We start from the raw sequence: 22,458 nt of genomic DNA on the forward strand, positions 1-22,458 counted from the left end.
ATTTCAACGCTTATTCTCACCATGCCCAGCATTCAATTTCTCCCTAGCCATCTCATCAACCAAATTGCCGCAGGCGAAGTGGTGGAACGCCCTGCCAACGCGCTCAAAGAAATCGTGGAAAACAGCCTAGACGCGGGCGCAACGCAAATCAGCGTGGACATCGTGGGCGGCGGCATCAAACTTTTGCGCGTGTGCGACAACGGCTGTGGCATGGAAGCGGACGATTTGCCGCTCGCGCTGTCGCGCCACGCCACCAGCAAAATCAAGAGCTTATCTGATTTGGAACGCGTGCAAAGCATGGGCTTTCGCGGCGAAGGGCTGGCAAGCATCGCATCGGTATCGCGGCTCACGCTCACCAGTCGCACCACGCACAATGCCCACGCGCACCAAATCCGCGCGGTGGATGGCGCGTTGGGCGAGGTTGCCGCCGCCGCGCACCCCGTCGGCACCACGATTGAAATCGCCGAGCTGTTTTTCAACACGCCCGCGCGGCGCAAGTTTCTCAAATCGGAAAACACCGAATACGCGCATTGCGCCACCATGTTGGAGCGGCTGGCGTTGGCAAACCCCGCCGTATCTTTTTCGTTGAAAAACAACGGCAAAACGGTGTTTGACTACCCCGCGCAACCCCTGAGCGAGCGTGTGGCGGCGATTATGGGCGCGGCGTTTCAGGCTGCCGCATTGCCGATTGACAGCCAAGCGGGCGAGATGGCGTTGCGCGGCTTTGTGTCCAAGCCCACCTTTGCGCAGGGCAAGAGCGACAAGCAGTTTTTCTTTGTAAACAACCGCTTTGTGCGCGATAAAGTGATGCTGCACGCGGTGAAGCAGGCGTATCGCGATGTGCTGCACAACCAAATCACGCCGGCGTTTGTGTTGTTTTTGGATTTGCCGCCCGAGCAGGTGGATGTGAACGTGCATCCCACCAAAACCGAAATCCGTTTCCGCGACAGCCAAGCGGTGCATCAGATGATTTTTCACGCGCTAAACAAGGCGTTAGCCGAAACCCGCGCCGATGTAACCGAGAGTGTGAGCAATGCGGGCGCGCTTTTGCAACAGCGGTTTGTGCCTCAGCCTGCCGCGCCTGATGAAACCCTGTTTTTGGGCAGCCTGAAAACCGAAGGCTTCAATGGTATGACAACAGCAATCCCCGCAGCGGATGCCTTTTCAGGCAGCCCAAAATCCGCGCCCATGCCCTACCAAGCCGCCGCGCGTGCGCCGCAACAACGCCCGCTGTCGCTCAACGAAAACCGCGCCGCCTTGCAAGCCTATGCCGAGCTCTACCGAGAGGATGACGATTTGGCGGCGTTTGAACCGCAGGCGGCGCAGGTGCGGCAGCCTGAAAACGCTTATCCGCTGGGCTTTGCCATTGCCCAGCTGCTGGGCATTTATGTGTTGGCGCAGGCAGCGGACAGCTTGATTTTGGTGGATATGCACGCCGCTGCCGAGCGCGTGAACTACGAAAAAATGAAAGCGCAGCGCGATGCGGAAGGCAGCCTGAAAACGCAGATGCTGCTGATTCCCGTCGCCTTTGAAGCCAGCCATGCCGAGCTTGCCGCGCGCGCGGATTACGCCGCCGAGTTGGCACAATATGGCTTGGATTTGGCGGATTTGGGCAACGGGCAAATTGCCGTGCGCGCCGTGCCGCAGATGCTGGGCAAGGCAGATGTTGCCGCGCTGGCGCGCGATGTGTTGCGCGAATTGGCGGCGGTGGGCAGCAGCCAAACCATTGAAGCCAAAGAAAATCAGATTTTAAGCACCATGGCGTGCCACGGTTCTATCCGCGCGGGGCGGCAATTAACCCTGCCCGAAATGAACGCGCTGCTGCGCGATATGGAAGCCACGCCGCGCAGCAACCAATGCAACCACGGGCGACCGACTTGGGTGAAACTGACGCTGGCGGATTTGGATGGGCTGTTTTTGCGGGGGCAGTAGTGTTAACAAGATAAAGGCAGGCTGAAAACGGGATTTTCGTTTTCAGGCTGCCTTAATATTGGGGGCGGTTAGCAGTAGGTCGGGCATTGATACCCGACGCTTTTTTTGTCGGTGCTTGTCGGGCATCAATGCCCGACCTACTGGGTTTCAGGCTGCGTTGGCGGGGAGTAGGGTGTGAGCCGCAGGCACGCACGCGGTTTTGGGTGGGGAATGGCATGGGTGGCTATGATGCGGGTTGGGGAGATTGGGCGTTTGGCAAATGGTTTAGTCGCGCGGTTTAACCGTGCGCAAAAAGGCAGCCTGAAAACGTATTTTCCGTTTTCAGGCTGCCTCAATATTGAGGGCGGTTAGCGAATGCCTATTTCTTTTAAAGTTTGCAAAGCAGTGCGGGCATTTGTTTTGGCTTCGGCATTTTCTTCTGTATCAGGTTGTGCCAGCACTTTTTGCCACCATGCTTTGGCTTGTTGGAAATCTTGTGCCACGCCTTGACCAGTAGCGTATATCAAACCCAAATTATATTGCGCCCCAGCAACTCCTTGATTAGCAGCTTTTTGATACCATGATAAGGCTTGTTGATAGTTCTGTGCTACACCACGACCTTCGTAATACATCACGCCCAAATTGTATTGCGCCATAGCATCCCCCTGATTAGCCGCTTTTTGATACCATGCCAAGGCTTGTTGGTAGTCTTGTGCTACACCACGACCTTCGTCATACATCACGCCTAAATTGAATTGCGCATCAGAATACCCCTGATTAGCCGCTTTTTGATACCACGCCAAGGCTTGTTGGTAGTCTTGCGCTACACCACGACCATCTTCATACATCCTACTCAAATTGTATTGCGCCGCAGCAAGTCCTTGATGAGCGGCTTTTTGATACCACGCCAAAGCTCGTTGGTAGCTCTGTGCCACACCTTGGCCTTTGGAATACATGACACCCAAATTGAATTGCGCCGCGGCATATTCTTGATTCGCTGCTTTTTGATACCACACCAAGGCTTGTTGATAGTCCTGTGCCACACCTTGACCGTTGTAATACATTCCGCCTAAATTGAATTGCGCCTCAGCAACTCCTTGATTGGCAGCTTTTTGATACCATGCTATCGCTTGTTGATAGTCTTGTGCCACGCCTTGCCCTTTTTCATACATCACGCCCAAATTAAATTGCGCCTCAGCATCTCCTTGATTGGCAGCTTTTTGATACCATGCTATCGCTTGTTGATAGTCTTGTGCCACGCCTTGCCCTTTTTCATACATCACGCCCAAATTAAATTGCGCCTCAGCATCCCCTTGCTGTGCCAGCGGCTGCCATAGGCGAAACGCTTGCTTATAGTTTCCAGCTTGATAAGCTGCCGCAGCTTGTTCAAATTGCGTTGTGTTATCCGCCCAAGCAGGCGCGGCGGTTGCCAGCAGTAATGCCGCCCATATTGCGCTCATTTGTGGTTTAAAAAATGGGTGCGTAAACATTTTGAAATCGCCTTTCTATAAAAATTGGGCGGCATCTGCCGTTGTGGGGTGAAAAAATGTGCTTGCTATTGGGCGCAGCAAAGTTTGTTTTCCAGCAATTTTCTCGCCATTTTGCGCTTAAAGGCAGCCTGAAACGGTGTTTTCCGTTTTCAGGCTGCCTTTATGGCGTTGGTTAATGGCGTTGAACGGTTTACACGCGCACTAACCAGTCGTATTTGTCTTCTGCCAAGCCAAATTGAATGTCGGTAACGGCTTTGCGGATGGCGGTGCCGCGTTCAGTGCTGGCAACGGGGATTTCTTTGCCGTCGATTACAAAGCTGGTAACGGGCGAAATCACGGCGGCGGTGCCTGTTAGGATGGCTTCCGCGCCTTGTTCCACGGCGGCTTTGAGCTCGGCTACGGTGAAGTTGCGCTCGCTGATGGTGTAGCCCAAATCGTTGGCGATGGTGAGCACGGAATCGCGGGTTACGCCGTGCAAAAATTCGCTGGTGAGCGGTTTGGTGATGATTTCGTTGCCGTTAATCAGCGCGAAGTTGGAAGCAGCGGTTTCTTGCACGTCGCCATTGGGGCAGAACAGCACTTGGTTTGCGCCGTGTTCTTCTTTGGCTTTGAGCACCCATGCGAGAGCGGAGGCGTAGTTGCCGCCGCATTTGATGCGTCCCATGTGTGGTGCGCAGCGGGCGTGTTCGGTTTCCACCAAGAGTTTCATGGGCGCGCCTGTTTTAAAATAATCGCCCACGGGGGAGGCGAGAATATAGAGCAGGGCGTTGGCAGATGGCGTGGCGGCCTTGCCGATAACGGGGTCGGTGCCGATGAGGGTGGGGCGCAGATAGAGCGAGGCGGGCGCATCGGGGATGATGTCGGCGGCGCGGCGCACCAGTTCAATCAGGGCAGCCTGAAAAGCCTCGGTTTCGGGCACGGGCAAATGCAGCAGGCGCGCGCTTTGGCGCATGCGGGCGATGTTCATGTCGGGGCGGAATAGGTGGATGCTGTCGTCGGCGTGGCGAAAGGCTTTGAGCCCTTCAAAACATTCGCTGCCGTAGTGCAAGCTATGCGCGCCAGGGGCGAGGGTAAATTCGCTGCTGGATTGCCAACGGGTTGGCTGCCATGCGCCGTTTTCAAAGGCGAGAACGGGCATTTCGGGGTGGAATACGCTGCCAAATACGGCGGGGACTTCGCGTGCCATGTGGGTTCCTTTCGGGTTTGTGAACAGGGTTTGTTAAAAAGCGTGAAGATACTCTTTGGGTTGAGGCTTGGCAAGTTTCAGGCTGCCTTTGTTGATGTAGCGCAGGCAGCCTGAAAAGAGTTTTGGGGGTGGATTGATGCAGCCTGAAAATCAGTCTTTCAAGCGCAATTCTGCCGAGCGGGCGTGGGCGGTTAGGTTTTCGCCGTGCGCCAAAATGCTGGCGATTTTGCCTAATTGTTGCGCGCCTTGTTCGGAAACTTGAATCAGGCTGCTGCGTTTTTGGAAGTCATATGTCCCAAGTGGCGATGAAAACCGCGCGGTGCGGCTGGTGGGCAGCACATGGTTGGGGCCGGCGCAGTAGTCGCCCAAACTTTCGCTGGTGTAGCGCCCCATAAAGATGGCGCCGGCGTGGCGGATTTTTTGCGCCCATGCGGCGGCGTTTTCCACGGAAAGTTCCAGATGCTCGGGCGCGATGTAGTTGGCGATGGCGCAGGCTTCGTCTAGGTCTTTTGCCAGAATCATCGCGCCGCGGTTACCAAGGCTGGCTTCAATAATCGCGCGGCGCGGCATGGTGGGCATCAGGCGGTGCATGGCAGCCTGAACTTCGTCTAAATAATCGGGCGATGTGGCGATTAAAATCGCTTGGGCGATTTCATCGTGCTCGGCTTGGCTAAACAAATCCATCGCCACCCAATCGGCAGGCGTGCTGCCATCGGCAATCACCAAAATTTCGCTCGGCCCTGCCACCATATCAATCCCCACCACGCCGAACACGCGGCGTTTGGCGGCGGCAACAAAGGCATTGCCCGGCCCAGTGATTTTGTCCACTTGCGGCACGGTTTGCGTGCCATACGCCAACGCGGCAACGGCTTGCGCCCCGCCGATGGTGAACACTTTGGTTACGCCTGCGATATACGCCGCCGCCAGCACAATATCATTGCGCTCGCCCTGCGGCGTGGGCACAACCATGATGATTTCGGGCACGCCCGCCACATGAGCAGGCATGGCGTTCATAATCACGCTGCTGGGATACGCCGCCTTGCCACCTGGCACATAAATCCCCACGCGATCCAACGGCGTGACTTGCTGCCCCAGCAGCGTGCCATCGGCATCGGTGTAGTGCCACGATTCTTGTTTTTGGTGTTGATGATAACTGCGCACACGCTCGGCAGCCGTTTGCAGCGCGGTTTGCACATTTTCAGGCAGCCTGAAAAAGGCGGCTTTTAAATCGTCTTGCGACAGGGTTAAATCTGCCATCGTTTGCGCTTGCGTGCCGTCAAATTGGTTGGTGTATGCAATCACCGCCGCATCGCCACGCCGTTGCACATCGGCGCAAATATCGGCAACGATTTGGTCAATTTTGGGGTCTTGCACGGTTTCAAAAGCAAGCAGCGCTTGCAATTCTTGCTGAAATTGGGGCGATTGAGTGGAGAGGCGTTTCATGATGCGTTCCTTTGCGAGCGGAGAAAAAGGCTGAGGCAGCCTGAAAATAGTGAATACAGGTTCTAAGACGAATGGGATTGTACCAGCGATAGCATCAGGCAGCCTGAAAACGCAGTTTGAGATGCGCGGTTAGGCTTAACGAAAACGCCCCCATAGCGTTTTCAGGCTGCCTCCAAGCCCAAACCATTCCGCCTAACCATTTGCGAACAGGCTTAACTTGTTTTAACATTCTGGCTCAATTTGTTTACCCAACCCAACCATAAAAAGGAACGCCGCATGAGCAAAACCCTGCCCCTGCACGCCGACACCGTTGGCAGTTACCTGCGCACCGCCGCGCTCAAACAAGCCCGCGCCGACTTCGCCGCAGGCAAAATCAGCCGCGACGCGCTCACCCAAATTGAAGACCAAGAAATCGCCAAACTGGTGCAAGACCAGCTAGATGCAGGCATCCAAGTCATCACCGATGGCGAATTTCGCCGCTCGTGGTGGCACATAGATTTCCTAGAAAACCTAAACGGCATTGAAGGCTTTATCCCCGAGCAAGCCTATGCCTTTAAAAACACCGAAGTTCGCAAATACAACACGCGCTGCTGCGGCAAAGTGTCGTGGAACGAAAACCACCCCTTTATCCAGCATTATCAATCGCTGGCCAAAATTGTCGGCAACCGCGGCATCGTAAAATACACCATCCCCAGCCCCAACCAGCTGATGTATCCGTTTATCTGGGACACAGGCGTGTATGCCAGCAAGCAAGCCTTTGCCGAAGACGTGCGCCAAACCTATAAAGACGCCATCCGCGCGTTTTACAACGCAGGCTGCCGCTATCTGCAAATCGATGATGTGTACTGGGGCACGCTGTGCAACAACTACGGCAAAGCAGACTTTGATTTTGAAGGCAGCAAAAAAATCGCGCTGGAAAACATCCAAGCCATTTTGGCAGACAAACCCGCCGACATGACCATCACCACCCACGTTTGCCGTGGCAACTATAAATCATCCTACCTGCTCAGCGGCGCATACGACCCCGTTGCCCCCGAGCTATTCGGGCAAACCGCCTACGACGGCTATTTTTTGGAATACGACACCGACCGCGCAGGCGGCTTTGAACCGCTCAAATACTTCAACGATAACCCACACAAAGGACGCATCGTGCTGGGCTTGATTACATCCAAATTCCCCGAGCTGGAAGACAAAGCTGCCGTCAAAGCACGCATCGCCGAAGCGGCAAAAATCGTGCCATTGGAACAACTGGCGCTGTCGCCGCAATGCGGTTTCGCTTCCACCGAAGAGGGCAATATCATGACCGAAGCGCAGCAATGGGCGAAAGTGAAGCTGGTGGAAGAAATCGCTGCCGAAGTTTGGGGCGAGGATTAATCGTTGTTTGAATGGGAAACAGCCGTTTGCGATAAACAAACGGCTGTTTTGTGTTTTTCAGGCTGCCTTGGTGGTTTGAGGCAGCCTGAAAATTAAGATTGGGCAAAATGGTCAAACCCTGCGTGGGGCAGATGGATTTCGTTGCCTTGGGCGTTGAGGATTTTCAGGCTGCCTGAATGGTTGATTTTGCCGATGCGGTGCACGGGGGTTTGCGCGGTTTGGGCGGCAGCCTGAATTTGGCGGCGATTTTCTGGCGGGGCGGTGAAGAGCAGTTCGTAGTCGTCGCCGCCGGCGAGCGTGAGCTCGTGCACGATGTGTTCAGGCAGGGCTTGGCGCAGCTCGGGCAGGGTGGGCACGGCATGGGCATGGATTTCTGCGCCCACGCGGGAGGCGGCAAGGATGTGTCCGAGGTCTTGGGCAAGCCCGTCGGAGATGTCTTGGGCGGCGGTGGCGAGGGGGAGGAGGGCTTGCCCAAGGGCGACGCGCGGGGTGGGGCGCAGGCGGGCGGCTTCGCATTGGGCGAATAGGTGTTCGGGCAGGGTGATGTTGCCCCAGATGTGGTGCAGGGCGGCGGCTGCCAGCCCGATTTGCCCTGATACCCAGATGTCGTCGCCGTGTTGCGCGCCACTGCGGCGCAGGGCTTTGCCTGCGGGGAGTTCGCCTGTGATGGCGACGTTGAAGGCTAGGTTGCCTCGGGTGGTGTCACCGCCGATAAGGGTGATGCCGTATTGGCGCAGGGTGGCAAATAGGCTGCCTGAAAAGGCTTGCAGCCACGCCTCGTTCAGCTCGGGCAGGGCGGCGCTTAATAATACCCAGCGCGGTTGCCCGCCCATGGCGGCGATGTCGGAGATATTGGTGGCGAGGATTTTGTGGGCGATGGCTTCGGGCGGGTCGGTTGGGAAAAAATGGCGATTGGCGAGCAGCATATCGCTGCTGAAACAGAGGTCAAAGCCTGTGCGGGGGCGGATGATGGCGGCATCGTCGCCTATGCCGAGCAGGAGGTCGGGGTCGGGCGGCTGGGGGAGGGCGAGGTGGCGGCGGATGAAGTCAAATTCGCCAAGGGGGGTGGTGGGCATTTTCAGGCTGCCTTTGAGGCGGGGCTGCCTTCGCGTTGGTAGGGGATGGAAAGGTTGGCATTATACGTTGTGCCAAGTGCACAGGCTGCTTTTGGTTTGCACGGCGGTTGCAAAATGCGTTATTTCATGCGCCGCACGGGGGTGTAAAAATCATCGGGCGCGGCTTCCAGTTTCAACGCTTCGTTGGGCGTGATTTGGATAAACGCGGTGAAGCCGTCCGCGCAGCTTAACGATAAACCAATCCGCAGGTATTTTTTGTTGGGGCTGATTTTTTTCAGCATATTTCGCAAGGGGCGGGCGTAGGCTTCGTCTCCTGCATCGTCTGCTATGCTGGCGCGAATGCTTTGCGCGAGTTCTTTGCCGTTTATCCAGTCGGCTTGGTGTGCATAGCCGTTTTTCTTGTTGCGGCAGTTGGGCGCGACTTGGGCAAATGCTTCAAAGCCGTGTTTGCCAATCACAAAGCGTTCTGCGCCTGCGGGGGTGTCTTGTTCCCATGTTCCGTAGCTTTGGCGGTAGGGATTGCCTTCGGCGTGGGTGGCGGTGGCGAGTATTAGGGAAACGGCTAGAACGGCGGTTTTCAAGGATTTCATGGGGATTCCTTTTTACGTTGGGGGTCGGATTTCAGGCTGCCTTTATGGGCAGGGCAGCCTGCGTTTGGGTTGGAATGAAAGCGGTGTGATTATACGTTGCGCCAAATGCAAAGGCAGCCTGAAAAGCCAAATTCCGCTTTTCAGGCTGCCTATTTGCTATCCGGCTTACTCCGTTCTACGCCATTTTCGCCATTTCCGCTTCCACCCAAGCCATGGTTTCGCCAAAGGCGGGGCGGGCGGTGTGGCGGGCGATGTAGGCATCAAACACATCGCAGGCGATGCCTTCCACGGGCATCACGCGGGTGAACTGCACCAGCAGCATGGTGTAGTAGATGTCCAGTGCGGAAAATTGGTTGCCGACGATAAAGTCGTGCCGCGCCAGATGCTCGCGCAACACACCGAAGGCGGTATCCAAATCGCCGTAGCCGATGCGTTTGTGCCGTTCGGCATCGCTGGTGGTTTGGTCGCGGCGGTCAAACGCGGCGTATTCCAAATTGATGGCGAAGCAGAGCCAGCGGTAGTATTCGCCCCGCGCCAAGCTGTCGGCGGCGGGAATCAGACCGCGTTCGGGAAACTGCTCGGCAAGGAAGGTAACGATGGCGGCGGCTTCGGTGATGACGGTGTCGTCTGCTTTGAGCGCGGGCACTTTGCCCATCGGGTTGACGGCGAGATAGTCGGCGGATTTTACGGTGAGGTGGTCGGGGGATTGGGTGGTGTCGCCGTAGGACAGCAGCACGGTGTCAAACGTTGCGCCGCATTCTTTGAGCATCCATACCACGCTTATGCCGCGCGATTTGGGGTAGGTGTAAAAAGTGAGTTTTTTCATGGCATTGCCTTTCGCGGTTGGGAAAAGCGTGATGATACACGAGGCGGGTGTCAGAATGTGTCAGCAGCGTTTGGGTTGGTTCTGCGTTTGGGTGTTTCAGGCTGCCCATCGCCCAAAGGCAGCCTGAAACGCTATTGCCCGTTTCAGGCTGCCTGCGCTACCATTCTGGCAGCCTGAAAACAGGCGAAGCCAAAACGGCATTGGGAACATGTTTTCAGGCTGCCCCCCGCAAGAAGCCATCATGACCGCCATCCACCTCTACTACCCGCTCAACATCCTCAAACCCTTCGGCGAAAACATCTGGATTGCCGACGGCGGCGAAATCCGCATGGCGTTTCCGCTCGGCGTCAAAATCCCGTTCAGCACGCGCATGACCGTGGTGCGGCTTTCAGACGGCGGTTTGTGGTGCCATTCGCCCGTCGCCCCCGCGCCCGAGTTGTTCGCGCAAATCGACGCGCTGGGCGAAGTGCGCCATTTGGTGTCGCCCAACAAAATCCACTACGCCCACATCGCGGCGTGGAAAGCGCGCTACCCGCAGGCAACGGCGTGGGCAAGCACGGGCGTGCGCGAACGGGCGGCGGCGCAGAGCATCGCCGTGGCGTTTGATGCCGATTTGGGCGATACCGCGCCCGGCGCATGGGCAGACGATTTGGCGCAGATGCCGTTTTCAGGCAGCCGCGTGATGACCGAAACCGTGTTTTTCCACCGCCCCAGCCGCACGCTGATTCTCACCGACCTAATTGAAAACTTTGAAACCTCGCAGTTCCCCGGTCGCTTTTGGGCAGGCGTGATGAAGCTGGCGGGCATCGCCGACCCCGACGGCAAAACTCCCGCCGACTGGCGCGCCACGTTTAAAGACAAAGCCGCCGCCCGCGCCAGCCTCGCGCAGATGCTGGCGTGGCAGCCTGAAAAAATTATTCTGGCGCACGGGCGCTGTTACGAGCGCGACGCCGTCGCCGAATTGAAACGCGCGTTCCGTTGGCTGGACTAGGCGGCAGAGGCAGCCTGAAACCCCGCACAGCACGTTTCGGCGCAACCCAAACGGCACAACCCGTTTTCAGACTGCCCCGTCTCCACTCCTTTCTTTTCATTGCGAGCCATCACCATGCAACCCACCATCCTTCCCGCCCAAATCCCCGCCCCCGTCGCCGCCACGCTGCGCCAACTCGGCGCGGTTATCAATCCGCTTGCCACCGAGCCGCTGTACGCCCCGCTGCACCCGCGCGAGCCCTACGATAACGCCACCGTTACCCGCGACCAAGCCTTCGGCAGCCACCCGCTGCAACGCCTGGACGTTTTCGCCCCCGCACCGCCCGCCGCCGCACCGCGCCCCATCCTGCTGTTTGTGCACGGCGGCGGCTTTGTGCGTGGCGACAAGCGCGGCGCAGGCAGCCCGTTTTACGACAACATCATGCTGTGGGCGGCAGGCAGCGGGCTGCTCGGCATCAACATCAATTACCGCCTGGCCCCCGAGCACCCCTGGCCCGCCGCGCAGCAAGACATCGCCGCCGCCCTGCTGTGGGCGCAGAGCCACGCCGCAGAATATGGCGGCGATCCGCAGCGCATCATCCTGTGCGGGCATTCCGCCGGCGCGGCGCACATCGCCCAATACCTCGCCCATCCCACGCTGCGGCTGGGCAGCGACGGCGTGCGCGGCGCAATACTGGTGTCCGGCATTTACGACACCGTCGCGTTTGGCGACAGCCCCGCCCGCCAAGCCTACTTCGGCAGCGACCGCGCCCAAATCGCCGCCCGCTCCGCCCAAGCGGGGTTGCTGCAATGCGGCGTGCCGCTGCTGATTGCCGCCGCCGAGCTGGACCCGCCCGAGTTCCGCCAGCAAGCCGAGCGGCTCGGCGTGCCGCACTATCTGCTGGCCGGCCACAGCCATATTTCGGAAATCTTGGCCGTCAATACGGGCGACACCGCCTTGTCCGGCCTGATGCAGGCGTTTGCCGCCCAACACGCTTGACCGCGCCAGACGTTTTTCAGGCTGCCTGAATCCGCACCGGCCAAAGGCAGCCTGAAAGAGCCACACCGTTTTCAGGCAGCCTGAAAACAGTGATTGCCAACACCCAAGCATCGGAAAGAACAACCATGAACCCCAACCTCGCCCCCTTGCTCCGCCCCGACCTCAACCCCGCCGATTTGGCCGGCGACAACGGCAAATACAACAAGCTCTACGACCGCCTCGCCCCGCTGTACAACCTCGGCGAATGGCTCGCGCGGCTCAAATACGGCGGCGGCATCGCCAAAATGCGCCGCGAAATGATGCGCCTGCTTGACTGGCAAAACGGCGCAAGCGTGCTGTATGTCTCCGTCGGCACGGGCACCGATTTCCGCTATTTCCCCGATACGGTAAACGCAGGCAGCCTGAAAATCGTCGGCGCAGATTTGTCGCTCGGCATGCTGCGCCGCGCGCAGAAAAACTGGCAGCGGCGGCTCAATCTCTCGCTCGTGCACTGCGCCGCCGAAGATTTGCCCTTTGCCGACAACAGCTTTGACATCGTGTTTCATGTGGGCGGCATCAATTTCTTTTCCGACAAACCCCGCGCCCTCGCCGAAATGCTGCGCGTCGCCAAGCCGCGCACCAATCTGATGGTCGCCGACGAAACGCAGGATTTGGTGGAGCAGCAATACCAAAAAAGCGCGTTCACCCAAGCCGCCTATCAGAACGCGCGGGTGGACGTTTCCGCCATAGAAAACGCCTTGCCCGCCAACGCCGCCGAACGGCAGACGCATATCTTGTGGGACGGACGGTTTTACGCGCTGACGTTTGTGAAGGCAGGCTGAAACCTTTGTAAAACCAAGTAGGTCGGGCATTGATGCCCGACGTTTTTAGTTGTGCTGTATGCAGATAAATAGCCAGAATTTGTCGGGCATCAATGCCCGACCTACACACTGAACCCGCGCCAGCCAAGGCAGCCTGCCTAGCGAAGCTAAAACGCTTGCGCGTAAAAAAACGCCGCTGTGATTATTTTGCAGCGGCGTTTGGCATTTGGGCTTTGCAACAGCGCGGAAATGCGTTTGATTGGATTGCCGTTTTGGATTTTCAGGCTGCCAAAACCACATATCGCCCCGCCCATTCCGCCGCCAATACGCCGTCCGAAAAACCGCTCACCGCCAAATTGATTTTGCCCTTGCCGCGCCGAGCCAGCATTTCGCGGCAATGCGCCCATTCGGCGGCATCAGGGCTGCGGACGGACAGCAGCAAATCGCCGTGCGCGGGCGCGGTGTAGCGGATTTCGCTGCTTTGGATGACGATGTTGCCCGCTGCTTCGGGGCAGTTCAGATGCACCAGCGCCCAGCCGCACACGGTCGCGCCCAGCGCGGTGCTGCCGCCGAACACGGTGTTTTTGTGGTTGCGGTTGGGCGCGTGCGGCATCAAAAGCGCCACGCCGTCTGCGCCGCAGGAAACGACACGGATGTGCAGCGCGGCAGTGGCGGGGATGCAGCGGTGGAGGAAGTCTTGCAGTTGTTGCTCGGTCATGGGGTGTCCTTGTTTGATGGGGTTTGAGACAGCCTGAAAAGGGAAAATGAAAAATCTGCCTGAACCAGTATCCAGGCGGCGGTTTTATTTCCCCGCAAACTCGGGCAGGTTCGCCGCAATCAGCTTGGGCGCGAACTCGCGGATGTCGTATTGCGCGTGGTTCGGGTAATAGCAATCTTCTGCCAAAATCGCTTGCAGGGCTTCGCGGCTTTCGGCTTGGGCGAAAATCATGCCCTGATGCGCTTGGGTATCGGTAAACGGCGCGGTGAGCAGAAAGGTGCCTGCGGCAAAGTGTTTTTTGAACCACTCGACGTGTTGGGGGAACAGGGTCTCGTGTTGTTCGGCGGATAGGTCAGGATTGACGGTGATGGTGATGAGATACATTTTTCGGTTTCCTATAAATGGGTTGGGCGGAGCGGCAGCCTGAAAACGCATTTTCTGTTTCAGGCTGCCTTTGCCTGTTTGGGCAGCCTGAAAACGGCCTATGCCGCCAATTCTTTCAGTTTCGCCACCAAACGCGCGCCGTGGTTTTCAGCCAGCTCGCGTTGCGCGTTGATTTTGGCTTCGTCGTCGCGGGCGGAGTAGCTCACGCCGTTGGTGTACATCGCGCCCTGGTAATCCAGATTGCACAGCGCGGCGGTGGTGGCAAACTGCGGCAGGTAGTCCTCCACCGTATGCCCGAACGCGCCGTCTTTCTGATACGCGACGGCAGGCGCTCCGGTGGTGAACGAAAGCAGCAGCTTTTTGCCGCCCAAGCGCCCTTTGCTGCCGTGAGAGAAGCCGTGTAGGAACACTTTGTCCAGCCACAGTTTCATCAGCCCGGGCAGGGCATACCATGAAAACGGAAATTGGAACACGATGATGTCGGCTGCGAGCAGGGCGGATTGTTCGGCCTCGATGTCAAATTGGTAATCGGGATACAGCGCGTCCAAGCGGCGGATTTCGGCTTCGGGCAGCTCGCGGGCAACATGCGCCAGAATGGCGGCGTTGGCAACGGAGGCGGATAAATCGGGGTGTCCTGAAATGATGAGGATGCGGGACATTGTGGGCTCCTTAGGGTTGGGGTGAACAGATGGGGCGGATGATACGGGGGAAGCGGCACGGGATAAATGGGCGGCGGGTTGAAAGTGTGTTGATTGGGCGTTGAGAAAGGCAGCCTGAAAAGCAATAACGGTTTTCAGACTGCCTTTGCAAAATCCTCAAACAACGTTGGCTGTACTTCGTTTGATATGGGTGATGGGATTGCCCTTTCGCTTTATCGCGGCGGGCGACTTACTTTCTTTGCTTCGCCAAAGATAAGAACCTGCATTCGCCATCTGCACGATGGGGAGAGGGCAGCAGTATATCAACCAGCCGTGAAGCATTAGGCAGCCTGAAAGCGGGATTTTGTTTTTCAGGCTGCCTTTGCTTTGGATTTAAACGCTGATATGGCTGTTGCGCGGTTTGAGGCAGCCTGAAAACGAGTTCGCGGGCTTCTGCGCAGCCAAAACGGGAAAACGGGTTTAGCTTCGCAACGCCGCTACGCTTTTCAGACGGCCTTTTGCGCTTTACCCCGCAAAGGTTTCATCGGCAAAGCGGGTTAAGTCTTGGCGGATTTGCGCGAGGATTTCGGAGGGCGGCGCGTCCCACAGCAGTTGCGCGAGGCGGTCGATGCGGTTGAGAGCGGCAAGGGCGGCGGCGATGTCGGTTCGGCTGTCCACGCGCCCGCTGATTTTGATTGCGCCCAGCACGGTGGCGAGGGTGGCGCGGTCGTGGGCGAGCAGGTAGTGCGCGCCTTCCAAGCCGTCGGTTTCTTGCTGGGCTTGGGCTTTCAAATCGGCATCGCTTTGACCTGCAATGGGCGGCAGGCAGGGGAAGCCCCATTCGCCTTCAATCACATGGCGGATAAAGTCTTGCAGCACGGGGCGGGCTTTGCGGAAGGCTTCTTGCAGGCTGCACAAGGTGTCTGCGCCGTCGTCGCTGCCGAAGGCGGTTTCTTCGTCGCATTCGCTGTAATAGACGGCTTCGTCGGCGAAGTATCGGTGGAACACGGGGTGGCTGGTGAGCGGGTTGAGCCCGTATTCTTCGTCGTCAAAATAGAGATGGCCGGCGGGCAGCTCGGCGGGGGCGTAGCCTTTTTTCTGCTTGGCGGCGGCGAGTTTGGCAGCTTGTTTTTCGCATTCTTCGGGGCTGTCAAATTCTTTGATTTCGTAACGCCCGTTGGTGCCGTATTTGCCGTAGTTCACGACGAATTGGTTGGCTAGGGTTTCTATGCGCCAGAATTTGTCGGATTTGGGGTCGGTGTAGCGGAGGGTTTGTTGCATGGGTTGCTTCTTGCGGGGTGGGGGAAAAGTTTGTTTGTCGGGCATCAATGCCCTACCTATTCGCTGCGTTTCAGGCTGCCTGAAAGGGGGATTTTAGCGGAGGCGGGGATTCTTTTGTAAAATTGGGTAAGAACAATAGAGAAAGATACTGTATTTCACGTCAAGGCTAAAACACAAAAATTGTTGAGTTGCGTCAAATTTTGTTAATGTTTTGCCAATGCATGCCGTTGCGCCGCCATACCCACGCTTTTTGCTGGGCTTTGAATCGGCTTTGCTGTGGGGTTGACGCTTTGCGGGGGCTAGCCCCCACACCCCCAGTCTCACTTGCGACGCCGCGCGGGCAAGGGGGCGGGCTTCGCCCTTTCACCTTGCCCTTTCGGCAGAGTGTGGGGTCGCTTCCAAACCGTCAAGGGGGTATTCGTAAAGGCTGCGCCTTTACAAAGCTTCCCCCTTGACGGTTTTCCAGCTCCGCTCTGCCTTATCCGCCTTTTTGTGCAGGGTGGCATCAAAGGGCGCGTTTGTTTTCAGGCAGGTGTAGGCATAGCGTAGTATTTTGCACATCATCATGACATAAACTTGCTTTGGATGTTTACCCCTTGCGACTTGCGCATCAAACCAACCGCGCCATAATTTGCTGCGGGTACAGGCAGCCCTTGCGGGCATATATAATGATTTGCGTAGGGTTTTATCGCCCATCTTGGACACTTTTTGCGCGCCTTTGTATTTGCCGCTGTCTCTGATAATCGGCGATAGACCTAAGTAGCTTATTAAGTGTTTCGCCGTTTGAAATTTGTCCAAATCAACGAGGACGGATAGCAGGATTTGGGCAGTGTTTTTGCCTACTCCGGGAATGGTAGCCAGTATCTTTTGTTTTGCTTTTAGCTGCTCATCGCTTTCAATAATGGCTTGGATTTGCTCTCTGATGTTTTCCAGCTCTTCTTCCAAGGCTGCAATCATTTTTTCAACAGATGCGTTGGTGTACTCATCGGCTGTTTCTTGACGATTTTTCTCTGCGACAAGTAGGCTATTTAGCTGCTCTGTTCGACGATGTAGTGATTGTATGGCTTTTCCGGTTTGGTTATTTGGTTGCCAGCATTGCGGTTTTTCTTTTTTGGCAAAATCTGCGATTAGCTTGGCATCTTGTTTGTCTGTTTTTATGCGTTTTAGCTGCATTTTGGCGTAGCCTTTGATTGCGAGCGGATTAACCACTGATACAGCATAGCCATTCTGATGTAGCGTTGTCGCTACAAGCAGGTAGTACACGTTTGTTGCTTCGCAGCAGATATGCGTGTTTTCTTTGCCTAACCCATTTGCTTGCAAATGCCCCAATAAACCTTGAATACCTTGAATAGTGTTATCAATTTTGCAATGCCCGCAGATGTCTGAATAAGTGTCTATCGTATGCTTTGAAATGTCCAATCCTAGATAGTGCATGTGTTGCAATCCTTGCAATAATGGCTTTTGCCAATGATACTGTTATGTTTTGTGTCAAAAGAAAAACTGCACGCACCAATCTTTCTCAATGGTTTAACCAAGGCAGTCTTGCGGGTGTCGTGCAGTTAAGGACGTGGGCATCTTTGTTCTATTATGTGGTTATATGCAAAATTTATATAACATATATGAAACAGTGCAAAAACCAATCGCAGATAAATTTCTATATATTAAACTACCTGTATGCACTTTGCCTGTTTCTTTATCTTCCTTTAAATCAGTTGAAAATATATATAACGCAAGTGATAGCGCAGCAAGAGCAGCAATAAAAATCAATTTATGCTCAAAATTTGTACATTCTTGCGAAACAATCAGAGCCATTTTCCAATCTCCAAACGTAAAAATGCCAATTCTAGCTGCATCCTTTCCGTTTGTTAAGATTGGTTATTGTTTTGCCTATTCGCTGCCCAATTGTGCGTGCTGTTGCGACTCTACATTGCGGGCTGCTCTGTTGTAATGTTCAGTCTGCCTGTTGTCGTTTGGCTCTCGGAATGGGTCAAACGGCAAGCCGTCTTCTACATACTTCAAACACAATTCTTTGGGTACCTCTTTGAGTTTGGTGGCTTGGTCGCTGTAACATGTGCAGCCTGTTTTTCCGCCTTTAATACACGCTGCAATGCGTTCATATTGTTTGACTTGTCTCACGTTGTCATAAAGTGGTTTGCTTTCGGGTTTTTCGGGTAGCGTAGGCACGTACATTTGCGCGTTAAGAGAGGGGTTCATGCTTGTTGTTTGATTGGGCTCTATGGCATTGGTTGGATAATTGCCGTTATTGCTTGTTGCCGCTTCACTGGCACTTTGGCTAATTTGTTGCTCTTGGTTTGGCGAAATATAGCGTTCTTTCATTCTGCCCCAAACGTGATAACCGAACCAAAGCATAAATGGTACAAACAACAGCATGAATATCATAATGCGCGGAATGCGGCGGTTTACCTTGGTATGAATCTCTGCGGATTTATATGTGCCGAACACTTTTTTAGGTAAAGTGAACTGTCGCTCAATGGCACGCGCTATATTGATTTGATTTTCAGGTTGGTCAACGCACTCATTCCACTCATACAGCTTTCTACCTATGGGTTTGATGCTGATGTGCATGTGGCGTTGAACCAGCTTACGTACAAATGGATCAAGAAAGCTGGGATGCTGGGTAATCAGCACAATATCCAATCCATGATGTCTATGCGTGGCTAATGCCTGAATAAAAGCGGGTACTTTGCTAGCTGCCGGGCGATTGCCCATAAGGCGTTGTGCTTCATCTATGATTACCAACGAGCCATAGGGTAAGAAGTCTTGAAAGGGTTGGTCCTTAATTTGCTCATCAGTTAATTCTTGATGCTCAATTTGCAGCTCATTGATGCCGTTTACAAACAATGGACGTTTCTTTTTAACACCATCCTTGTCTGTGAAATGGGTATAGGTTTCATCCGTCATTAGGATATTCACGATGGATGCGGTTTTACCCGAACCCGGAACGCCTGTTTGCAGAATAATCATTTAAGCCCCTTTTTGATTTACTTCACTACATTTTGTTCATAATTCCTGCTTGCAATTTGGAAGCGGAAGCCATTGCCGCTTTAAAGGCAAATGCACCGAAGATAATGCCGATTGCTTGCCCTAGCCCTGCCATCATCAGCAAATTAAATACGTCGGACGGAATGCTGTTTACGCTGTTCATAAAGTAGTTTTTAAGCGTGTTGAGTGAAAGCGTAATGCCCGTGTAGGTAATCAGTGAAATACCTAATGCAAGCAGAACGCGGGAGCCAACCCATACCAATAGTTTTTGAAACAACGGTATCAGTGCATTCATAATTAAGCCTTTCTATGCGTTCTTTTTACCAAAAATAATAAACCCTGCTGTCATAAAGGCTACGGCAATCACAAGGGCGCGTATCATTCCTGAATAACGACAGAATAAGTCATAGCTGAAATCATAGGTGCGCCCCATCAAAACCATTTGTTTAGGCGGCGGGCACGAACCATCACCGGGCAAAAAATTATCAGGTGAGTACGTTGTTTTATCTTCATGCTTGCCTATGGCATCGCCAAACGGATTGGAGCCGTTATCCTCTATATCACCCATTGGTACACAACCGACTGAATTAGGATGCTCTTCACAGTTGCCGCCGTTACCTTTTTTGTCATCATCAGAACCGTTATTTGAACCTAATGGGCTGTTATTGCCATTGGGACTATTGTTTTCACTTGGCTTTGAATCGTCTTCTTTGTCTGGGCGCGGTAAATTTTTTACCGTTACATTGTTGTAAACATTGGATACGCCTGCTGTTGGATTGCCTGCATTGCCACCTGCTTTGGGATTTGGCTCGGGTTTAGGTGCGCCTATATTCACAACGTCTTGCTTGGTTTCGCCATTGTTATCACGGTATGGACTGCTGATAACGGAGAAGCCGCTGCCTGCTTGCCATTGGAAATCGGCTTCGTCTGGCTTGGCTGTCGCCAAAATATCTTTGCCTATCACAGGGTGATTAATATAGTCGTTGGGATTTTTTTTGCTATCTTCGGCAGCAAAGTTTGAAATATCTACGATTGTTAACTCTTCTTCTTTCTCTGATATTTTTTTAATAATGTATTGAAAACCCCCTACACTACGTTTTTTCGTACCCAAGTCTTCAAATGACCATTTGCAATCAAAAACAATTAAATCATCTTTACTATTTTGTGATTTTTCAAAACTTTCAAATTCTGGTTTATAGCTAGAATAAGCATTTGGTGCAGCTGCTTTACAAGCTCTCTCTGCTGCTTCTATTGCTTGTGATTCTGTTACAAAATATTTACTAATCACATTTGCTTTGTTTAAATTATCACCATGAGAATACGCATGATATTTCACTTTGCGCTTATATTTGCCATCTTTGTCTTTCTCAAAGCCCGCTTGCTCGGCTTGGGAGCAGATGCCAGATGGCAAAGCATTCATTAATCCAGCATAGTTAAGCATACAAATAGGAACACCCCCACCAATTACAGTACCGCCAACAGTAGCGGCACATCTCGCATTTGTAATACATTTGGTAACGAGTGGCGGAATCACATTCCTTAACACAATCGCCCCCACCCGAACCACTATCCCAGCTAGAGCAGGAAGAAATACTGGTTGAGCAGTAAATTGTTGTTGATTTGGGCGATAGACGGGGTAAACATAATTTCCAGCATAATAAGGATTAAAACTAGGGCTAGAATTAAAAGCAGCGTTTTCGTAGGCATAAAAATCACTTGCATGCTTGGTTTTGAAATCTAATCGCTTAGTGGTAAAGGTGGTACGGAATAAATCGGTTTGGGCGTTATATTGCCAATTTCTGTTTTTAATAACGCTGGGATTGAGGTTGAATGTGAGCCGACCATTTTCTGCGTAAATGTAATTGCCACCTGTGAACTGGACAATGTTCTCTGCTCTTGCATTGATAGCCAATATTGAAAAGGATAGTGCAATCAGTGTTATAAGCTGTTTCATGGTTTCAGTTTTTCATAAAGAGGATGTAAATAACCATTGCCATTAGTGCGATGCCGAGAAAGAAATAAAAATCCATCATGATGTGAGCCTATTTAATAATCCACCAATGTTTGACGTTGCCCAAAGTACAACTGCAATTACAAGAAAGAGTGAGCCTACTTCTAAACCGTCTTTAAAATTCTGCTCGGGGCTACATTCAGGTAGTGAAATTTGTATGCTTTTACCTTCATATTGCCAACCTTGCGTTTTAGTGTAGGTGGGCTGATATAGTTTGCCATCTGCGGTTATGGTGGGAATGATTTGTGAGAAATAATGGTTTTCTGCGATTTTTTTATCGCTGAAACATTGATTGCCGATTTGATAGCCCATGATTGCCCCTTTATCATATGGTGATTAATTTTGGTTTTGTGCGTCTAATAACTTTTGTTCTAATGCTTTCTCTTCATCTTCTAGCTCCTGGACAATGGCAGCTAAATCGGTTTCCCATTCGGCTTGTTTCTGTGCTTCCTGTTCATCTTTTTCAGCTTCCATTTGTGCTATACGCTGCTCATGCTCTTCTCTTGCCTTTTCTATGGCTTCTTCTCTTGCTAAACGTATTTGCGCGAGTTTTAAGCGTATTTCGTCTATTTCTAACCTAATTTGTTGATGCTTTTGTTTGTCTTGTTCACGTTGCTTCTTTTTCTTGCTATCTAAAATATCGGCAACAATACGAAAGACGAACATGACGACAAAGATAGGTAAAGCAATGCTTGCCATTTCTTTTACATCTTTAAGCGTTTCGCTTAATCCGCCTGTTAATGCTTCTTGCAACATGGTTTTTTTTATCCTTAGGTTAATTTCAGCATAGCAGCTATAAAGTAAAAAACTTACCTTAGAGCTACTATGCTGAATGCAACGTCATTACAAGAAGCGTTTAATCATTTTGTAACCGAACGCTACAACCAATACGCCCAGAACCAAACCTGCTAGCTCTGTAACGTCGGTTTTTGCTGTGCCGATTTCTGTTTTTACAGATTCAGGAATGGCAGCTTGTGCGGCTACAACTGCGCTCATCATCACGGATGCGAGTGCTGCTTTTTTCGCATTAAAGCGAGTGGTTAATTTGTTCATGATGAACTCCTTAAAAAGTTGTTAATAAAATGGGCGGTTATTGGGGCTTTTATCCGCGCGACCGCCCGCACGCGGTAAAGTTTTTAAGATGCAGTGGCTTTTGCTGCTGCTACTGGTTTGATTTGGTAAATTTCATTTACCAACTTGCCTTTTTTCATTGTCTGCCGCATGTCAAACTCAATTTCACATGGCAGTTTGCCTTTGAAATGCAATAATTCAGCGTGTTTGGCTTCATCGCCATATTCGCATTCCAGATAGTCAACGCCGAACTCATTTGCGCTGGTTTCGGAAATGGGTAGCTCAATCGTTAGGCGGGTGTAGTCATACTCGGTGCCGTTGTCCATTACGCCTTTGTTCCAGCGGATTCGTGTTAGTTTTGCTTTCATGTTTTTGCCTTTCAGGTCGGAGGTTAAAAATAGGTTAGTCGGTTATTCTTTACTTTGATTTTTTGCGTTTGTTTTTTCTTGCACCGAAACGAACTTCCATTCGTTGCCAGCCGTTAGCTTCTTGGCTATCGGTTTTTTCATAGACGCGGGATTGTTGTTTGTTTTCATTTTTGTTCTTTTGCTGTTCTGCCAAAAGAATAAAAATATCAATCGGCTCTAAACCTTTGGCTTCGCAATGCTCAATAAACTGCTTTGCGCGCTTTTCGGCTTCTTTGATTGCTTTTACAAACTTTTCATGCTTAGTTCGCTTTTTCATGTT

At 53.0% G+C, this 22,458-nt stretch carries 28 protein-coding genes; 7 read left to right on the top strand and 21 right to left on the bottom strand.

The window, feature by feature from the left end:
* The first annotated feature begins 21 nt into the window (after positions 1–21).
* Positions 22–1,932, top strand: coding sequence for a DNA mismatch repair endonuclease MutL (mutL, locus tag H3L93_RS01690; protein ID WP_003797637.1), 1,911 nt, complete (start codon positions 22–24; stop codon positions 1,930–1,932).
* 52 nt (positions 1,933–1,984) lie between these two features.
* Here mutL and H3L93_RS01695 read toward each other — a convergent pair whose 3' ends face one another.
* On the bottom strand, positions 1,985–2,149 hold the full coding sequence (locus tag H3L93_RS01695; RefSeq protein ID WP_003797635.1) for a hypothetical protein: 165 nt from the start codon (positions 2,147–2,149) through the stop codon (positions 1,985–1,987).
* Between the two features lie 8 nt (positions 2,150–2,157).
* On the opposite strand from H3L93_RS01695, the gene H3L93_RS13265 reads away from it, so the two are divergent.
* Positions 2,158–2,283: a hypothetical protein gene (locus H3L93_RS13265; RefSeq protein WP_281365021.1), complete on the top strand. Its 126-nt coding sequence runs from the start codon at positions 2,158–2,160 to the stop codon at positions 2,281–2,283.
* On the opposite strand, the gene H3L93_RS01700 is transcribed toward H3L93_RS13265, so the two are convergent.
* The 3 genes from H3L93_RS01700 to hisD all read right to left on the bottom strand — a co-directional run bounded on the left by H3L93_RS01700 (position 2,280) and on the right by hisD (position 6,030).
* Entirely contained in the window at positions 2,280–3,401 is a 1,122-nt protein-coding gene (locus H3L93_RS01700) for an SEL1-like repeat protein (protein WP_155803186.1), read from the bottom strand. The two genes, H3L93_RS13265 and H3L93_RS01700, sit on opposite strands and share 4 nt — an antisense overlap.
* A gap of 190 nt (positions 3,402–3,591) precedes the next feature.
* Positions 3,592–4,587, bottom strand: a complete 996-nt coding sequence (gene ilvE / locus H3L93_RS01705) for a branched-chain-amino-acid transaminase (RefSeq protein ID WP_040558793.1) — start codon at positions 4,585–4,587, stop codon at positions 3,592–3,594.
* Between the two features lie 150 nt (positions 4,588–4,737).
* A complete protein-coding gene (gene hisD, locus H3L93_RS01710) occupies positions 4,738–6,030 on the bottom strand; it encodes a histidinol dehydrogenase (RefSeq protein ID WP_003797623.1) in 1,293 nt (430 codons plus the stop codon).
* 276 nt (positions 6,031–6,306) lie between these two features.
* Between hisD and H3L93_RS01715 the strand changes: the two genes are divergently transcribed.
* Entirely contained in the window at positions 6,307–7,404 is a 1,098-nt protein-coding gene (locus H3L93_RS01715) for a 5-methyltetrahydropteroyltriglutamate--homocysteine S-methyltransferase (RefSeq protein ID WP_003797620.1), read from the top strand.
* A 92-nt stretch (positions 7,405–7,496) separates the two neighbouring features.
* Here the strand turns inward: H3L93_RS01715 and thiL are convergent, their stop codons facing one another.
* The 3 genes from thiL to H3L93_RS01730 form a co-directional block, all read right to left on the bottom strand.
* The gene (gene thiL / locus H3L93_RS01720) at positions 7,497–8,480 is read right to left on the bottom strand and encodes a thiamine-phosphate kinase (RefSeq protein WP_003797618.1); all 984 of its coding nucleotides are present in this window, start codon (positions 8,478–8,480) and stop codon (positions 7,497–7,499) included.
* 119 nt (positions 8,481–8,599) lie between these two features.
* Positions 8,600–9,070, bottom strand: coding sequence for a hypothetical protein (locus H3L93_RS01725; protein ID WP_003797616.1), 471 nt, complete (start codon positions 9,068–9,070; stop codon positions 8,600–8,602).
* Positions 9,071–9,245: 175 nt separating this feature from the next.
* Positions 9,246–9,896 (bottom strand): glutathione S-transferase family protein, encoded by a 651-nt coding sequence (locus tag H3L93_RS01730; RefSeq protein WP_003797614.1) that lies wholly within the window; start codon positions 9,894–9,896, stop codon positions 9,246–9,248.
* 47 nt (positions 9,897–9,943) lie between these two features.
* Here H3L93_RS01730 and H3L93_RS01735 point away from each other — a divergent pair, with 47 nt between their 5' ends.
* From H3L93_RS01735 to H3L93_RS01750, 4 genes are all read left to right on the top strand, one after another.
* A complete protein-coding gene (locus H3L93_RS01735; RefSeq protein WP_003797612.1) occupies positions 9,944–10,141 on the top strand; it encodes a hypothetical protein in 198 nt (65 codons plus the stop codon).
* Positions 10,138–10,887, top strand: a complete 750-nt coding sequence (locus tag H3L93_RS01740; protein ID WP_040558958.1) for a DUF4336 domain-containing protein — start codon at positions 10,138–10,140, stop codon at positions 10,885–10,887. Before H3L93_RS01735 ends, H3L93_RS01740 begins: the two co-directional genes overlap by 4 nt.
* Positions 10,888–11,001: 114 nt before the next feature.
* Positions 11,002–11,865: an alpha/beta hydrolase gene (locus H3L93_RS01745; RefSeq protein WP_003797607.1), complete on the top strand. Its 864-nt coding sequence runs from the start codon at positions 11,002–11,004 to the stop codon at positions 11,863–11,865.
* A 125-nt stretch (positions 11,866–11,990) separates the two neighbouring features.
* The gene (locus H3L93_RS01750; protein WP_003797605.1) at positions 11,991–12,686 is read left to right on the top strand and encodes a class I SAM-dependent methyltransferase; all 696 of its coding nucleotides are present in this window, start codon (positions 11,991–11,993) and stop codon (positions 12,684–12,686) included.
* A gap of 259 nt (positions 12,687–12,945) precedes the next feature.
* Here H3L93_RS01750 and H3L93_RS01755 read toward each other — a convergent pair whose 3' ends face one another.
* The 14 genes from H3L93_RS01755 to H3L93_RS01820 form a co-directional block, all read right to left on the bottom strand.
* On the bottom strand, positions 12,946–13,383 hold the full coding sequence (locus H3L93_RS01755) for a YiiD C-terminal domain-containing protein (RefSeq protein WP_003797602.1): 438 nt from the start codon (positions 13,381–13,383) through the stop codon (positions 12,946–12,948).
* Between the two features lie 84 nt (positions 13,384–13,467).
* On the bottom strand, positions 13,468–13,767 hold the full coding sequence (locus tag H3L93_RS01760) for a YciI family protein (RefSeq protein ID WP_040558790.1): 300 nt from the start codon (positions 13,765–13,767) through the stop codon (positions 13,468–13,470).
* A 98-nt stretch (positions 13,768–13,865) separates the two neighbouring features.
* Positions 13,866–14,426 (bottom strand): NAD(P)H-dependent oxidoreductase, encoded by a 561-nt coding sequence (locus tag H3L93_RS01765; RefSeq protein ID WP_003797597.1) that lies wholly within the window; start codon positions 14,424–14,426, stop codon positions 13,866–13,868.
* 504 nt (positions 14,427–14,930) lie between these two features.
* On the bottom strand, positions 14,931–15,686 hold the full coding sequence (locus tag H3L93_RS01770; RefSeq protein ID WP_040558956.1) for a WGR domain-containing protein: 756 nt from the start codon (positions 15,684–15,686) through the stop codon (positions 14,931–14,933).
* Positions 15,687–16,121: 435 nt separating this feature from the next.
* On the bottom strand, positions 16,122–17,120 hold the full coding sequence (locus H3L93_RS01775) for an IS110 family RNA-guided transposase (protein ID WP_003797591.1): 999 nt from the start codon (positions 17,118–17,120) through the stop codon (positions 16,122–16,124).
* Positions 17,121–17,279: 159 nt separating this feature from the next.
* Complete coding sequence (locus H3L93_RS01780) at positions 17,280–17,498, bottom strand: hypothetical protein (protein WP_155803185.1); 219 nt, start codon at positions 17,496–17,498, stop codon at positions 17,280–17,282.
* 75 nt (positions 17,499–17,573) lie between these two features.
* On the bottom strand, positions 17,574–18,671 hold the full coding sequence (locus tag H3L93_RS01785) for a zonular occludens toxin family protein (protein ID WP_003797589.1): 1,098 nt from the start codon (positions 18,669–18,671) through the stop codon (positions 17,574–17,576).
* Between the two features lie 25 nt (positions 18,672–18,696).
* A complete protein-coding gene (locus tag H3L93_RS01790; RefSeq protein WP_003797588.1) occupies positions 18,697–18,984 on the bottom strand; it encodes a DUF2523 domain-containing protein in 288 nt (95 codons plus the stop codon).
* 12 nt (positions 18,985–18,996) lie between these two features.
* On the bottom strand, positions 18,997–20,643 hold the full coding sequence (locus tag H3L93_RS01795; protein ID WP_081446114.1) for a virulence factor TspB C-terminal domain-related protein: 1,647 nt from the start codon (positions 20,641–20,643) through the stop codon (positions 18,997–18,999).
* Positions 20,644–20,718: 75 nt separating this feature from the next.
* Positions 20,719–21,012 (bottom strand): hypothetical protein, encoded by a 294-nt coding sequence (locus H3L93_RS01800; RefSeq protein ID WP_003797585.1) that lies wholly within the window; start codon positions 21,010–21,012, stop codon positions 20,719–20,721.
* Between the two features lie 24 nt (positions 21,013–21,036).
* Entirely contained in the window at positions 21,037–21,456 is a 420-nt protein-coding gene (locus H3L93_RS01805) for a hypothetical protein (protein ID WP_003797584.1), read from the bottom strand.
* 87 nt (positions 21,457–21,543) lie between these two features.
* Positions 21,544–21,753 carry a major capsid protein gene (locus H3L93_RS01810; RefSeq protein ID WP_003797583.1) on the bottom strand — a complete coding sequence of 70 codons (210 nt, stop codon included), beginning with the start codon at positions 21,751–21,753 and terminating at the stop codon, positions 21,544–21,546.
* 83 nt (positions 21,754–21,836) lie between these two features.
* Positions 21,837–22,139 (bottom strand): hypothetical protein, encoded by a 303-nt coding sequence (locus H3L93_RS01815; RefSeq protein ID WP_003797582.1) that lies wholly within the window; start codon positions 22,137–22,139, stop codon positions 21,837–21,839.
* Between the two features lie 49 nt (positions 22,140–22,188).
* A complete protein-coding gene (locus H3L93_RS01820; protein ID WP_003797581.1) occupies positions 22,189–22,455 on the bottom strand; it encodes a hypothetical protein in 267 nt (88 codons plus the stop codon).
* Positions 22,456–22,458: the final 3 nt, after the last annotated feature.

Origin of the sequence: Kingella oralis, assembly GCF_014054985.1 — a bacterium.
GTDB classification, from domain to species: domain Bacteria; phylum Pseudomonadota; class Gammaproteobacteria; order Burkholderiales; family Neisseriaceae; genus Kingella_B; species Kingella_B oralis.

What these genes read in the sequence shown, in the direction of transcription:
- mutL (WP_003797637.1), top strand. Translation starts at nt 22, where the DNA reads ATGCCCAGCATTCAATTTCTCCCTAGCCATCTCATCAACCAAATTGCC.
- H3L93_RS01695 (WP_003797635.1), bottom strand. Translation starts at nt 2,149, where the DNA reads ATGCCATTCCCCACCCAAAACCGCGTGCGTGCCTGCGGCTCACACCCT.
- H3L93_RS13265 (WP_281365021.1), top strand. Translation starts at nt 2,158, where the DNA reads ATGATGCGGGTTGGGGAGATTGGGCGTTTGGCAAATGGTTTAGTCGCG.
- H3L93_RS01700 (WP_155803186.1), bottom strand. Translation starts at nt 3,401, where the DNA reads ATGTTTACGCACCCATTTTTTAAACCACAAATGAGCGCAATATGGGCG.
- ilvE (WP_040558793.1), bottom strand. Translation starts at nt 4,587, where the DNA reads ATGGCACGCGAAGTCCCCGCCGTATTTGGCAGCGTATTCCACCCCGAA.
- hisD (WP_003797623.1), bottom strand. Translation starts at nt 6,030, where the DNA reads ATGAAACGCCTCTCCACTCAATCGCCCCAATTTCAGCAAGAATTGCAA.
- H3L93_RS01715 (WP_003797620.1), top strand. Translation starts at nt 6,307, where the DNA reads ATGAGCAAAACCCTGCCCCTGCACGCCGACACCGTTGGCAGTTACCTG.
- thiL (WP_003797618.1), bottom strand. Translation starts at nt 8,480, where the DNA reads ATGCCCACCACCCCCCTTGGCGAATTTGACTTCATCCGCCGCCACCTC.
- H3L93_RS01725 (WP_003797616.1), bottom strand. Translation starts at nt 9,070, where the DNA reads ATGAAATCCTTGAAAACCGCCGTTCTAGCCGTTTCCCTAATACTCGCC.
- H3L93_RS01730 (WP_003797614.1), bottom strand. Translation starts at nt 9,896, where the DNA reads ATGAAAAAACTCACTTTTTACACCTACCCCAAATCGCGCGGCATAAGC.
- H3L93_RS01740 (WP_040558958.1), top strand. Translation starts at nt 10,138, where the DNA reads ATGACCGCCATCCACCTCTACTACCCGCTCAACATCCTCAAACCCTTC.
- H3L93_RS01745 (WP_003797607.1), top strand. Translation starts at nt 11,002, where the DNA reads ATGCAACCCACCATCCTTCCCGCCCAAATCCCCGCCCCCGTCGCCGCC.
- H3L93_RS01750 (WP_003797605.1), top strand. Translation starts at nt 11,991, where the DNA reads ATGAACCCCAACCTCGCCCCCTTGCTCCGCCCCGACCTCAACCCCGCC.
- H3L93_RS01755 (WP_003797602.1), bottom strand. Translation starts at nt 13,383, where the DNA reads ATGACCGAGCAACAACTGCAAGACTTCCTCCACCGCTGCATCCCCGCC.
- H3L93_RS01760 (WP_040558790.1), bottom strand. Translation starts at nt 13,767, where the DNA reads ATGTATCTCATCACCATCACCGTCAATCCTGACCTATCCGCCGAACAA.
- H3L93_RS01765 (WP_003797597.1), bottom strand. Translation starts at nt 14,426, where the DNA reads ATGTCCCGCATCCTCATCATTTCAGGACACCCCGATTTATCCGCCTCC.
- H3L93_RS01770 (WP_040558956.1), bottom strand. Translation starts at nt 15,686, where the DNA reads ATGCAACAAACCCTCCGCTACACCGACCCCAAATCCGACAAATTCTGG.
- H3L93_RS01775 (WP_003797591.1), bottom strand. Translation starts at nt 17,120, where the DNA reads ATGCACTATCTAGGATTGGACATTTCAAAGCATACGATAGACACTTAT.
- H3L93_RS01780 (WP_155803185.1), bottom strand. Translation starts at nt 17,498, where the DNA reads ATGGCTCTGATTGTTTCGCAAGAATGTACAAATTTTGAGCATAAATTG.
- H3L93_RS01785 (WP_003797589.1), bottom strand. Translation starts at nt 18,671, where the DNA reads ATGATTATTCTGCAAACAGGCGTTCCGGGTTCGGGTAAAACCGCATCC.
- H3L93_RS01790 (WP_003797588.1), bottom strand. Translation starts at nt 18,984, where the DNA reads ATGAATGCACTGATACCGTTGTTTCAAAAACTATTGGTATGGGTTGGC.
- H3L93_RS01795 (WP_081446114.1), bottom strand. Translation starts at nt 20,643, where the DNA reads ATGAAACAGCTTATAACACTGATTGCACTATCCTTTTCAATATTGGCT.
- H3L93_RS01800 (WP_003797585.1), bottom strand. Translation starts at nt 21,012, where the DNA reads ATGGGCTATCAAATCGGCAATCAATGTTTCAGCGATAAAAAAATCGCA.
- H3L93_RS01805 (WP_003797584.1), bottom strand. Translation starts at nt 21,456, where the DNA reads ATGTTGCAAGAAGCATTAACAGGCGGATTAAGCGAAACGCTTAAAGAT.
- H3L93_RS01810 (WP_003797583.1), bottom strand. Translation starts at nt 21,753, where the DNA reads ATGAACAAATTAACCACTCGCTTTAATGCGAAAAAAGCAGCACTCGCA.
- H3L93_RS01815 (WP_003797582.1), bottom strand. Translation starts at nt 22,139, where the DNA reads ATGAAAGCAAAACTAACACGAATCCGCTGGAACAAAGGCGTAATGGAC.
- H3L93_RS01820 (WP_003797581.1), bottom strand. Translation starts at nt 22,455, where the DNA reads ATGAAAAAGCGAACTAAGCATGAAAAGTTTGTAAAAGCAATCAAAGAA.